The organism is Mycolicibacterium hippocampi (genome assembly GCF_010723735.1).
GTDB lineage: Bacteria > Actinomycetota > Actinomycetes > Mycobacteriales > Mycobacteriaceae > Mycobacterium > Mycobacterium hippocampi.
The window spans coordinates 3,697,911-3,710,524 of record NZ_BLLB01000002.1; the positions used below are offsets into that span (position 1 = coordinate 3,697,911).

Genomic DNA, 12,614 nt, shown 5'->3' on the forward strand with positions numbered 1-12,614 from the left:
CGAGCCCGGCGTGGACCGGACACGCCCGCCCGGCCTACGGGTCGACGGCGGTCGCGGGCCGCGTACCTTGAACATGTGGCTCGGACCTCTACGAAATCGTCGTCGAAACCCAGGACAGGACGGATCTCCAACCGATTCTGGAAGCTGCTCGGCGCCAGTACCGACAAAGACCAGACGCAGTCGATGGAGCTGGTCCACCGGTCCGCCGACTACGACGAGAAGGCCGCGGGACTCGATGACGAGCAGCTCCGCAAGGCCGCCCGGTTGCTCGAACTCGACGACCTGGCCGACTCCGCCGACATTCCCCAGTTCCTGGCCATCGCCCGGGAGGCCTCGGAGAGGACGACGACGCTGCGTCCCTTCGACGTCCAATTGCAGGCCGCGCTGCGGATGCTGGCCGGCGACGTCGTCGAGATGGCCACCGGTGAGGGCAAGACTCTCTCCGGCGCCATCGCGGCCGCCGGCTACGCGCTCGCGGGCCGCAGCGTGCACGTCATCACCATCAACGACTACCTGGCCCGCCGGGACGCCGAGTGGATGGGCCCGCTGATCGAGGCGATGGGCCTGACCGTCGGCTGGATCACCGCCGATTCCACCGCCGCCGAACGCCGCCAGGCCTACCAGTGCAACGTCACCTACGCCTCGGTCAACGAGATCGGCTTCGACGTGCTGCGTGACCAACTGGTCACCGACGTCGACGACCTGGTGTCGCCGCACCCGGAGGTGGCCCTCATCGACGAAGCCGACTCGGTGCTCGTCGACGAGGCGCTGGTGCCGCTGGTGCTGGCCGGCACAAGTCATCGCGAGACCCCGCGCGTCGAGCTGATCAGGCTGGTCGGCGAGCTCGACGAGGGCAAGGACTTCGCCACCGATGAGGACAACCGCAACGTGCACCTCACGGAGGCGGGCGCGCTCAAGGTCGAGGCGGCCCTCGGTGGCATCGATCTGTACTCCGAGGAGCATGTCGCGACCACGCTCACCGAGATCAACGTCGCGCTGCACGCCCACGTCCTGCTGCAACGCGACATCCACTACATCGTGCGCGACGACGCCGTACACCTGATCAACGCCTCCCGCGGACGCATCGCCACGCTGCAGCGGTGGCCCGACGGTCTGCAGGCCGCCGTGGAGGCCAAGGAGGGTATCGCCACCACCGAGACCGGCGAGGTGCTCGACACCATCACCGTGCAGGCCCTGATCAACCGATATCCCCGGGTCTGCGGGATGACAGGCACCGCGCTGGCCGCCGGCGAGCAGCTGCGCCAGTTCTACAAGCTCGGGGTGTCACCGATCGCACCCAACACCCCCAACATCCGCGAGGACGAGACCGACCGGGTGTACGTCACCGTGGCCGCCAAGAACGACGCCATCGCCGAGCACATCGCGGCCGTCCACCAGACCCGCCAGCCGGTGCTGGTGGGCACCCGCGACGTCGCCGAATCCGAGGAACTGCACCAGCGTCTGGTCAAGGCCGGCGTCCCCGCGATCGTGCTCAACGCCAAGAACGACGCCGAGGAGGCCGCCGTCATCGCCGAGGCGGGTGCTCTGGGTGCGGTCACCGTGTCGACCCAGATGGCCGGCCGCGGCACCGACATCCGGCTGGGCGGTTCGGACGAGGCAGACCACGATGCCGTCGCCGAACTCGGCGGGCTGCACGTCATCGGCACCGGCCGCCACCACACCGAACGGCTCGACAATCAGCTGCGCGGTCGCGCCGGCCGCCAGGGCGACCCTGGCTCATCGGTGTTCTTCTCCAGTTGGGAAGACGACGTCGTGGTGTCTCACCTCGAACCCAACAAGCTGCCGCTGGAATGCGACGAGGACGGCCGGGTGGTGAGCCCGAAGGCCGCGACGCTGCTCGAACACGCCCAGCGCATCGCCGAGGGCCGGCTGCTCGAAGTCCACGCCACCACCTGGCGCTACAACCAGCTCATCGCCCAGCAACGGGCGATCCTCGTCGAGCGCCGCGACACCCTGCTGCGCACCGCGACGGCGCGCGACGAACTGGCCGAGCTGTCTCCGACCCGTTATGAGGAGCTCAGCGAACGACTCGGCGACGACGCCGAGGAGAAGTTGGAGAAGATCTGCCGGCTGATCATGCTCTACCACCTCGACCGCGGCTGGACCGAGCACCTGGCGTACCTGGCCGACATCCGGGAGAGCATCCACCTGCGGGCCCTCGGCAGGCAGAATCCGCTCGACGAGTTCCACCGGATGGCGGTCGACGCGTTCGCCTCGCTGGCCGCCGATGCCATCGAAGCCGCCCAGCAGACGTTCGACACCGCACCGTCGATCGAGGACGAGCAGGGCGTCGACCTTTCCAAGCTGGCCCGGCCGACCTCGACTTGGACGTACATGGTGCACGACAACCCGCTGTCCGACGACTCGATGTCCGCACTGAGCCTGCCCGGCGTGTTCCGCTAGGTTTCACAGATGGCCAGGGCCGCGGGCGATTCGGCAGGCGGGGACGCCGCGACCGGGGACGTGCTGCCGCAGGATCGGGTACTGACGGTGCCCAACATCCTGTCGGCCATCCGGTTGGCGCTGGTACCGGTCTTCCTGTACCTGCTGCTGGCCGCCGACGCGACGGGCTGGGCGGTGGCCGTGCTGATGTTCAGCGGCGCGTCGGACTGGGCGGACGGCAAGATCGCGCGGCTGGTGGACAACCAGTCCTCGCGGCTGGGCGCGCTGCTCGATCCGGCGGTGGACCGGATCTACATGGTGGTGGTGCCGATCGCGCTGGCTGTGGCCGGGGTGATCCCGTGGTGGATCGTGGCGCTGCTGCTCGGGCGGGACCTGGTACTGGCCGCGACCCTGCCGCTGTTGCGCAGCCGCGGCCTGGCGGCGCTTCCGGTCACCTACCTCGGCAAGGCGGCGACGTTCGCACTGATGTCCGGCCTGCCATTGGTGCTGCTCGGCCAGTACGACGCACTGTGGGCCCGGGTGGTGCTGGCGTGCGGGTGGGGCTTTCTGATCTGGGGCATGGCCCTGTATCTGTGGTCGGGGATCCTCTACCTGATCCAAGTGGGCATGGTGATGCGAACCGTGCCGACAAGAAGTGTGCCGACAACAACGATGCCGACGGGGACGTCTGACCCATGAGCGACGCCGGGGGGCGAATAATCAACTCATGAACACCTTGGGGGGGTTCGACCCCGACTCGGGACGGAACACCCACGAGGCGGGCCGACCGACGCTGATCCCGGTGCCGTCGCTGCTGCGGTCGTTGCTCTCCGACCACCTCGACCCCGGATATGCCGCAGCGGCGACCGCCGAGGGGCGACGGGGCAAGGCCGCCGAACGGACCTGGCAGGTGCTTGCGGCGGCGGTGGTGGTGGCCGTGTTCACGCTGGCGTGGTCGCAGGGGCAGACCACCGCGCCGGGGGTGCGCGAATCACAGCAGGTGTTGGCTGGCAACGTGCGTTCTGCCGAGACGCAGGCAGCGCAGCTCGCGGACCGGCGCGACCGCCTGGCTGCCGAGGTGGACGCAGCACGGCGCAGCCGTCTCGATGGTGATGCCGCCGGCCGCAGGCTGCTCGCCGACCTCGACCAGGCCAACGCCGCCGCTGCGGCGATCCCGGTGATCGGGCCGGGGCTGACCGTCACGGTCACCGACCCGGGCGTCTCACCCGATCTCACCGACGTCTCCGAACAGCGGGTCGACGGGAGCCCGCAGGTGATCCTCGACCGCGACCTGCAACTGGTCGTGAACTCGCTGTGGGTCAGCGGCGCCGAGGCCATCTCGGTGGGCGGGGTGCGCATCGGGCCGAACGTGACGATCCGTCAGGCCGGCGGCGGCATCCTGGTCGACAACCAGCCGATCACCAGTCCCTATGTCATCCTCGCGGTGGGCCCGCCGCATGCGATGCAGGACACGTTCGACCGCAGCGCCGGCCTCCGGCGGCTGCGACTGCTGGAGATGTCCTACGGCGTCGGGGTCGCGGTTGCCGGTGGTGACGGCCTGGCCCTGCCGGCAGCGTCGGTTCGGGACATCAACTTCGCCCGACAGAGTGGACCCAATTGATCGGAATCCTCGCCCTCGTCGTCGGCATCGTCCTCGGTGTCGTCTTCCATCCCAGTGTTCCCGACGTCGTCGCGCCCTACCTGCCGATCGCGGTGGTCGCGGCCCTCGACGCGGTGTTCGGTGGGCTGCGGGCCTACCTGGAACGGATTTTCGACTCCAAGGTGTTCGTCGTGTCGTTCGTCTTCAATGTCCTGGTGGCCGCGCTGATCGTGTACGTCGGCGACCAGCTGGGTGTCGGCACCCAGCTGTCCACCGCGATCATCGTGGTGCTCGGTATCCGGATCTTCGGCAACGCCGCCGCGCTGCGGCGCAGGCTGTTCGGGGCGTGAGGCGGCGATGAGCGCTTGCGCGAAGAGCAGAGGACCCCGGTGAGTACCGAGCATCCGCAGCACGCCGCCGAGTCCCATCACGGCCGCCACGAGCTGCACGCCGGTGGCGCGCCGGGCAGGGTGTCCCGCGGGCGCTCACAGGTCGTCTTCGGGGTGCTGGCCGTGCTGCTGTGCCTGCTGCTGGGTGTGGCGATCGCCACCCAGGTCCGCCAGACCGAGTCGGGGGACTCGCTGGACACGGCCCGCCCGGCAGACCTGCTGTTGTTGCTGGACTCGCTGCAGCAGCGCGACGCCGCGCTGAACACCGAGGTGGCCGAGCTGCAGCGGACGCTGGCCCAGCTGCGGGCAACCGGCAGCAGCGATCAGGCGGCGATCGAGAACGCCAGCGCACGGCTCGCGGCGTTGTCGATCATGATCGGTACCGTGCCCGCCACCGGGCCGGGGGTGACGCTGACCATCGAGGATCCCGCGCGGGGCGTCTCCTCCGAGACGATGCTCGACGTGATCAACGAGTTGCGTGCGGCCGGCGCCGAGGCGATGGAGATCCGCGGCGGACAGCGCGGTGAGCAGGTCTCAGTGCGGGTCGGAGTCGACACCTGGGTGGTGGGCACCCCGGGCGCACTGGTTGCCGACACCACGACGGTCAAGCCACCGTATTCGGTTCTCGCCATTGGCGATCCGCCCACATTGGCGGCCGCGATGAACATCCCGGGCGGCGCGATGGACAGCATCGAGCGCGTCGGCGGCAGGATGGTGATACAACAATCCGACCGAGTCGACGTCACCGCCTTGCGGCAACCGAAACCCCGCCAATACGCTCAGCCCGTCAAATAGACCAGAACCAGAGGAGCGCCGTGAGCGAGATCCCCGCCGAGCTGTCCTACACCGCCGAACACGAGTGGGTGCAGCGAACCGGCGACGACACGGTGCGCGTGGGTGTCACCGACTTCGCGCAGTCCGCACTGGGAGACGTGGTGTTCGTCCAGCTGCCCGACGTGGGAACCGAGGTCACCTCCGGCGAGTCTTTCGGTGAGGTGGAGTCGACCAAATCGGTATCCGACCTGTACGCCCCCATCACCGCGAAAGTCGTTGCGGTCAACAGTGATCTGGACGGCAACCCGCAGCTGGTCAATTCCGATCCGTACGGCGCGGGCTGGCTGGTCGAACTCCAGGCCGACAGGGGAGCGCTGGAGGCCGGCCTCGGGGAGCTGATGGACGCGGAGGGCTACCGCGGCCACGTGACCGACTGAAGTGTTGTTAGGGTCGAGCAGACGGGATCGCAACGCGCGGATCCGGCAGTGGTGGACACAACTGAGTCCACTGCGCGGTACGGTCGACACCAGCGGCGCGACGGCTGGGAGTTCCGGCCGGATATCGCCACAGCAGCCAGTGAGGAGCAGCGGGTGACGGACAAGGACTTGAACTCTGGGGCTGACTCTGACGAGGTCACCGTGGAGACGACATCGGTGTTCCGCGCCGACTTCCTCAGCGAACTGGACGCACCACCGGCTCCAGGCGGCGAGAGCGCGGTTTCCGGGGTCGAAGGACTACCGGTCGGTTCGGCACTCCTGGTCGTCAAGCGCGGCCCCAACGCCGGGTCGCGGTTCCTGCTCGACCAGCCCACCACCTCGGCCGGTCGGCACCCCGACAGCGACATCTTCCTCGACGACGTCACCGTGAGCCGCCGGCACGCCGAGTTCCGGCTCGAGAGTGGCGAATTCCAGGTCGTCGACGTGGGCAGCCTCAACGGCACCTACGTCAACCGGGAACCGGTGGATTCGGCAGTGCTGGCCAATGGCGACGAGGTGCAGATCGGAAAGTTCCGCCTGGTGTTCCTCACCGGGCCGAAGGGCGACGACGGCGCCGCCGGCTGACTGGCCGCCGCAACCGACACCACGATCACCGCACGACGACCCGATGACACAACCCGACGCCGCCGGACTCAGCGGGATGTCCATCGGTGCCGTCCTCGACCTGCTGCGCAGCGACTTCCCCGACGTGACGATCTCCAAGATCCGCTTCCTGGAAGCCGAAGGCCTGGTCACCCCGGAACGCACCGCGTCGGGGTACCGGCGGTTCACCGCCTACGACTGTGCCCGCCTGCGGTTCATCCTCACCGCCCAGCGTGACCAGTACCTGCCGCTGAAGGTCATCAAGGCGCAACTCGACGCGCAGCCCGACGGTGAGCTGCCGCATGCCGGGTCGGGGTACGGGACGCCGCGCCTGACAACTGTCGCCGACGGCGCCGTCGACACCTCGGCGGGCCGTGCCGCGGTCGCGCCGACGCAGGCCCGGTTGAGCCGCGACGACCTGCTGGAACGTTCCGGCGTCGACGACGGTCTGCTCACCTCGCTGGTCAAGGCGGGGGTGATCACACCGATCTTCAAGGGCGGCAGCACCGTCCTGTTCGACGAGCATTCCGTCGTGATCGCCCAATGTGCCCGCGCCCTCGCCGACTACGGCGTGGAGCCGCGGCATCTGCGGGCTTTTCGGTCCGCTGCCGACCGGCAGTCCGATCTGATTGCCCAGATCGCGGGTCCGGTGGTCAAGGCGAACAAGGCGGGTGCGCGGGACCGGGCCGACGATCTGGCGCGCGAGGTGGCGGCTCTGGCCATCACGTTGCACACGTCGTTGATCAAGTCGGCCGTACGCGACGTTCTGGATCGCTGAGGACTAGACTCGCGGTGGCGGGTTCTCGATGAATTCGTGGCACCCGGGCAATACTCGGCTCGGATTGAATTGAGCAGCACACCGGTGCGGAGGGCAGGCACAGATGGGTGAGGTTCGTGTGATCGGCATTCGGGTCGAGCAGCCCCAGAACCAGCCCGTTCTGCTGCTGCGGGAGTCGAACGGTGACCGCTACCTGCCGATCTGGATCGGCCAGTCGGAGGCCGCCGCCATCGCGCTGGAACAGCAGGGCGTCGAGCCCGCTCGACCGCTGACCCACGACCTGATCCGCGACCTCATTGGCGCGCTTGGCCATTCACTCAAAGAGGTCCGCATCGTCGACCTGCAGGAGGGCACCTTCTACGCGGATCTGATCTTCGATCGCGACATCAAGGTGTCGGCACGTCCGTCGGATTCGGTGGCCATCGCGTTGCGGGTGGGTGTTCCCATCTACGTCGAAGAGGCGGTCCTCGCGGAGGCCGGGCTGCTGATCCCCGACGAGGGTGACGACGAAGCCGGCGGCGCCGTGCGTGAGGACGAGGTCGAGAAGTTCAAGGAGTTTCTCGACAGCGTCTCGCCCGACGATTTCAAAGCCACCTAGCGCGCACTTCCGCGGCCGGGATGGTCACGGATGCGTCTCGTCGGACTCGACACGCGGGCGGCGTTTCCGCCGGGGCCGAATCGGGCAGCCATACTTGGTCGCGACGGGCAGTCAGGACAGGCCCCCAAGCGTATGCTCAAACACAGTTCGGACCGGGGTTCACGTGCGCCTCGTAGGTCAGGGCGCGGGTTTATGGCGAGAGGATTCGACAAGTGGGAGACACGCCACGCCAGGAGGAACTGGACCTGACCACCGGCGCCCCGCCGGCGGAAAGCTCCTCTCGGGTGGTCTCCGAGCCCGTTCAGGGCGGTCTGTTCCCCGACGATTCGGTTCCCGACGAGCTCGTCGGGTACCGCGGGCCCAGCGCCTGCCAGATCGCCGGGATCACCTACCGCCAATTGGACTACTGGGCTCGCACCTCCCTGGTGGTGCCGTCGATCCGGGGCGCGGCGGGGTCGGGCAGCCAACGGCTGTACTCGTTCAAGGACATCCTGGTGCTCAAGATCGTCAAGCGCCTCCTCGACACCGGCATCTCGCTGCACAACATCCGCGTCGCGGTCGATCACCTACGCCAGCGCGGTGTGCAGGATCTGGCCAACATCACGCTGTTCTCCGACGGCACCACGGTCTACGAGTGCACGTCGGCCGAGGAAGTCGTCGACCTGCTCCAGGGCGGGCAGGGAGTGTTCGGCATCGCGGTGTCCGGAGCGATGCGGGAACTCACCGGCGCGATCGCCGATTTCCCCGGTGAGCGTGCCGACGGCGGTGAGTCGATCGCCGCGCCGGAGGACGAACTGGCGTCGCGTCGCAAGCATCGCGACAGAAAGATCGGCTGACCGGACGCCCGCCCCCCGGTCGGCGGATCCGCCGCCCCGGCGATCCTCCCGGTAGACTCAGGCGCGCATCGCCCTTACGCGGGAGAGTTCCGTGGCCGCCAGCCACGGGCGCCGAAGGAGCAACACCTCTCCGTCAACCTCTCAGGCCCCAGGACCGCGTGAGGCCCCGATGCCTCTGGAAAGCGGTGGTTCCCGCCCTCGGATGATCCTGGGGGTCCGGCCCACCCGCCCATGGGGAAAGGTCACGGCGGCTGAAGTCTCAGCCGTCCGGCCGAATCTCTCAGGCGCCCGGTACGGGTCGACGACAGAGGGGGAGGAGCCCCGTTCGCATGCGCTCCTCGCGCCCGCGGCAATCGTCGGGAGATGTCAGTCATGTCCGATACCACCTCCGAACTCGGTTTCGTCGACCGGCACATCGGGCCGGATGCCCGGGCCGTGGCCACGCTGCTGGGCACGATCGGCGTCGCCTCGCTCGATGAACTCGCCGCCAAGGCGGTGCCCGCCGCCATCTTCGACCCGGTGACCACAGACGGCATCGCTCCGGGGCTGGAGCTGCTGCCGCCGGCGGCCACCGAGGCCGAAGCACTGGCAGAGCTGCGCGCGCTGGCCGACTCGAACACCGTCGCGGTGTCGATGATCGGCCAGGGCTACTTCGACACCCTCACGCCACCGGTGCTGCGACGGAACATCCTCGAGAACCCGGCCTGGTACACGGCGTACACGCCCTATCAGCCCGAGATCAGCCAGGGCCGACTCGAGGCACTGCTGAACTTCCAGACGATGGTCACCGACCTGACGGCTCTGGAGGTCGCCAACGCGTCGATGCTCGACGAGGGGACCGCCGCCGCGGAGGCGATGACGCTCATGCACCGCGCGGCGCGCGGGTCGAGCAACCGGATCGCCGTCCACAACGACGTCTATGCGCAGACCGCCGCGATCCTCGCGACCCGTGCCGAACCGCTGGGAATCGAGATCGTCACCGCCGATCTGCGCGACGGCCTGCCCGACGGCGACTTCTTCGGCGTGATCACCCAGCTGCCGGGCGCCAGCGGCGCCGTCGACGATTGGAGCGGACTGGTCGGTCAAGCGCACGAACGTGGCGCCCTGGTGGCCGTCGGAGCTGATCTCCTGGCGTTGACACTGGTCACCCCTCCCGGTGAGATCGATGCCGACGTCGCCTTCGGCAGCACCCAACGCTTCGGCGTGCCAATGGGATTCGGCGGTCCGCACGCGGGTTATCTGGCGGTGCAGTCCAAGCACGCCCGGCAGCTGCCCGGCCGGCTGGTGGGGGTGTCCAAGGACGCCGACGGGTCGCCGGCGTACCGGTTGGCATTGCAGACCCGCGAACAGCACATCCGCCGGGACAAGGCCACCAGCAACATCTGCACCGCGCAGGTGCTGCTGGCCGTGATGGCAGCCATGTACGCGAGCTACCACGGCGCGGCCGGCCTGACCGCCATCGCGAACCGGGTGCACCGCCATGCCGGTTCGCTGGCCGCCGGTCTGGCCGCGGCAGGCGTCGAGGTGGTGCACGACTCGTTCTTCGACACGGTGCTCGCACGGGTGCCGGCACGCGCCCGCGAGGTGCAGGCGGCGGCCAAGGAACACGGCATCAACATCTGGGTGGTCGACGACGACCACGTCTCGGTGACCTGCGACGAGGCGACCACGGGCGACCACGTCTCGGCAGTGCTGGACGCCTTCTCCGGGTCGGCCGGCGACCGCGCGGATTTTGTGGGTGCCGACATCGCCACCAGGACCTCGGAGTTCCTCACCCATCCCGCGTTCCACAGGTACCGCACCGAGACCGAGATGATGCGGTACCTGCGCTCGCTTGCCGACAAGGACATCGCGCTGGACCGAAGCATGATTCCGCTCGGTTCGTGCACGATGAAGCTCAATGCGGCTGCCGAGATGGAGCCCATCACCTGGTCCGAGTTCGCCCGCCAGCACCCGTTCGCGCCGGCCTCGGACACCCCGGGCCTGCGCCGGCTGATCGCCGACCTGCAGTCCTGGCTCAGCGGTATCACCGGCTACGACGAGGTCTCGCTGCAACCGAACGCCGGATCGCAGGGGGAGTACGCGGGTCTGCTGGCGATCCAGGCCTACCATGCGGCGCGAGGGGACACCGGCCGCGACGTCTGCCTGATCCCGTCCAGTGCCCACGGCACCAATGCCGCCTCCGCCGCCATGGTCGGGATGAAGGTGGTGGTCGTCGCGTGTCGGGCGAACGGTGACGTCGACCTCGACGACCTGCGCGCCAAAGTCGCCGAGTACGCAGATCGGCTGTCCGCGTTGATGATCACCTACCCGTCCACGCACGGGGTGTACGAACACGACATCGCCGACATCTGTGCTGCGGTGCACGACGCGGGTGGTCAGGTCTACGTCGACGGCGCGAACCTCAATGCGCTGGTCGGCCTCGCCCGCCCGGGCCGCTTCGGTGGCGACGTCAGCCACCTGAACCTGCACAAGACCTTCTGCATCCCGCACGGTGGCGGTGGCCCCGGCGTCGGCCCGGTCGCCGTGCGCAGCCACCTGGCCCCGTACCTGCCTGGGCACCCCCTGGCCGCCGAACTGGCCCACGAGCGCACGGTGTCTGCAGCCCCCTACGGATCTGCGTCGATCCTGCCGATCACGTGGGCCTACATCCGGATGATGGGCGCCCAGGGCCTGCGTGCGGCCTCGCTGGTGGCGATCGCATCGGCCAACTACATCGCCCGCCGACTCGACGAGTACTACCCGGTGCTCTACACCGGCGAGAACGGCATGGTCGCCCACGAGTGCATCCTCGACCTGCGGACCATCACCAAGACCACCGGCGTCACCGTCGACGACGTGGCGAAGCGGTTGGCGGATTACGGTTTCCACGCGCCGACGATGAGCTTCCCGGTGGCGGGCACCTTGATGGTGGAGCCCACCGAAAGCGAGTCGTTGACCGAGATCGACGCGTTCTGCGAGGCGATGATCGCAATCCGGGCCGAGATCGATCAGGTCGGGTCCGGCGCGTGGCCGGCAGAGGACAACCCGCTGCGCGGGGCACCGCACACCGCGGAGAGCCTCCTGGTCGCCGAGTGGAACCACCCCTACACCCGGGAGCAGGCGGCCTACCCGCTGGGCGCGTCGTTCCGGCCGAAGGTCTGGCCACCGGTACGCCGCATCGACGGCGCGTACGGCGACCGCAACCTGGTCTGTTCGTGCCCGCCGGTGGAGGCGTTCGCCTGACACCCGACCGACGGGTGGACACGGCGCCTGACGATAGAGTGACCGCATGACCGGAGGTGCGCAAGTGACTGCGGAGACTCAGCCGAAGCTGTTCATCTTCCCGCATGCCGGGGGGTCGGCTCAGTACTACGTGCCGTTCGCCAAGACGTTCACCACCGACATCAAGCGGGTGGCCGTGCAGTACCCGGGGCAGCGAGGCAAGCAGGACTTCGCGTCGTTCACCAGCTTGCCGGCGCTGGCCGACGAGGTCTGCAAGATGGTCTCGCCGGACAAAGAAGGCGGCGTCGACGGCCCGCCGATCGCCTTCTTCGGCCACAGCATGGGAGGACTGCTGGCCTTCGAGGTCGCCCGCCGCTTCGAAGCCGCCGGCAGGCCGATCGCCGCGCTGTTCGTCTCGGCGTGCGCCGCGCCGGGAAGAGTCGGTTACGACGACATCCCCGAAGACGACGAAGGCCTCCTGGCCGCGGTCAGCACGCTGACCGGCGCCAGCCCGGAGTTCATGCAGAACCCCGAGTTCGCTGCGTCGATCCTGCCCACCCTGCGGGGGCTCAAGGCGATCGCGAACTACAACTGTCCCGCCGAGGTGACGCTGTCCTGCCCGATCCACGTGTTCTACGGAGACGACGACGAGATCGCCACCGCCGAGAAGGTGACGCCGTGGTCGGAGCGCACCACAGCGGCGTTCACCATGCGGGAGTTCAAGGGCCACCACTTCTATCTCAACGACCATCTGGGCGCCCTGGTACCCGAGGTCGAGCAGAAGATCTGGGATCGCATCGCGCGTCCGGCGTGAACACCGGGTGTGGTGTTCACCACACCCGGTGACGTCGCTGTGACCGGCCGTGAGCACACGCGCGCACACAGAATCGCGGCCTGCTGTGCCCGCTGGAAGAACCCAAAACCCCTGGTTCTTACCGAAGAGTCAGGAAAAA

Annotated in this window: 12 protein-coding genes and 1 riboswitch; all 12 genes read left to right on the forward strand. The window is 68.5% G+C overall.

Translation table 11 applies throughout. The features are described 5' to 3' along the window. The first annotated feature begins 75 nt into the window (after window positions 1-75). The 12 genes from secA2 to G6N53_RS18950 all read left to right on the forward strand — a co-directional run bounded on the left by secA2 (window position 76) and on the right by G6N53_RS18950 (window position 12,475). A complete protein-coding gene (gene secA2 / locus G6N53_RS18895; RefSeq protein ID WP_163890912.1) occupies window positions 76-2,424 on the forward strand; it encodes an accessory Sec system translocase SecA2 in 2,349 nt (782 codons plus the stop codon). Between the two features lie 9 nt (window positions 2,425-2,433). Further along, complete coding sequence (locus G6N53_RS18900; RefSeq protein WP_163890914.1) at window positions 2,434-3,102, forward strand: CDP-alcohol phosphatidyltransferase family protein; 669 nt, start codon at window positions 2,434-2,436, stop codon at window positions 3,100-3,102. 28 nt (window positions 3,103-3,130) lie between these two features. Beyond that, complete coding sequence (locus tag G6N53_RS18905) at window positions 3,131-4,024, forward strand: DUF881 domain-containing protein (protein ID WP_163890916.1); 894 nt, start codon at window positions 3,131-3,133, stop codon at window positions 4,022-4,024. Next, window positions 4,021-4,353, forward strand: a complete 333-nt coding sequence (locus G6N53_RS18910; RefSeq protein WP_159229958.1) for a small basic family protein — start codon at window positions 4,021-4,023, stop codon at window positions 4,351-4,353. Before G6N53_RS18905 ends, G6N53_RS18910 begins: the two co-directional genes overlap by 4 nt. Window positions 4,354-4,392: 39 nt before the next feature. Continuing rightward, on the forward strand, window positions 4,393-5,187 hold the full coding sequence (locus G6N53_RS18915) for a DUF881 domain-containing protein (protein WP_163890918.1): 795 nt from the start codon (window positions 4,393-4,395) through the stop codon (window positions 5,185-5,187). A 20-nt stretch (window positions 5,188-5,207) separates the two neighbouring features. Beyond that, a complete protein-coding gene (gene gcvH / locus G6N53_RS18920; RefSeq protein ID WP_163890920.1) occupies window positions 5,208-5,603 on the forward strand; it encodes a glycine cleavage system protein GcvH in 396 nt (131 codons plus the stop codon). Window positions 5,604-5,756: 153 nt separating this feature from the next. Further along, a complete protein-coding gene (gene garA, locus G6N53_RS18925) occupies window positions 5,757-6,227 on the forward strand; it encodes a glycogen accumulation regulator GarA (RefSeq protein ID WP_163896087.1) in 471 nt (156 codons plus the stop codon). Between the two features lie 43 nt (window positions 6,228-6,270). After that, window positions 6,271-7,023: a transcriptional regulator FtsR gene (gene ftsR / locus G6N53_RS18930; RefSeq protein WP_163890922.1), complete on the forward strand. Its 753-nt coding sequence runs from the start codon at window positions 6,271-6,273 to the stop codon at window positions 7,021-7,023. A 103-nt stretch (window positions 7,024-7,126) separates the two neighbouring features. Further along, on the forward strand, window positions 7,127-7,621 hold the full coding sequence (locus tag G6N53_RS18935; protein WP_163890924.1) for a bifunctional nuclease family protein: 495 nt from the start codon (window positions 7,127-7,129) through the stop codon (window positions 7,619-7,621). 212 nt (window positions 7,622-7,833) lie between these two features. Continuing rightward, the gene (locus tag G6N53_RS18940) at window positions 7,834-8,457 is read left to right on the forward strand and encodes a MerR family transcriptional regulator (RefSeq protein WP_163890926.1); all 624 of its coding nucleotides are present in this window, start codon (window positions 7,834-7,836) and stop codon (window positions 8,455-8,457) included. A 69-nt stretch (window positions 8,458-8,526) separates the two neighbouring features. Beyond that, window positions 8,527-8,624, forward strand: a riboswitch (glycine riboswitch). 205 nt (window positions 8,625-8,829) lie between these two features. Then, window positions 8,830-11,682 carry an aminomethyl-transferring glycine dehydrogenase gene (gene gcvP, locus G6N53_RS18945; RefSeq protein ID WP_163890928.1) on the forward strand — a complete coding sequence of 951 codons (2,853 nt, stop codon included), beginning with the start codon at window positions 8,830-8,832 and terminating at the stop codon, window positions 11,680-11,682. A gap of 46 nt (window positions 11,683-11,728) precedes the next feature. Further along, on the forward strand, window positions 11,729-12,475 hold the full coding sequence (locus G6N53_RS18950) for a thioesterase II family protein (RefSeq protein ID WP_163890930.1): 747 nt from the start codon (window positions 11,729-11,731) through the stop codon (window positions 12,473-12,475). Window positions 12,476-12,614 lie beyond the last annotated feature (139 nt).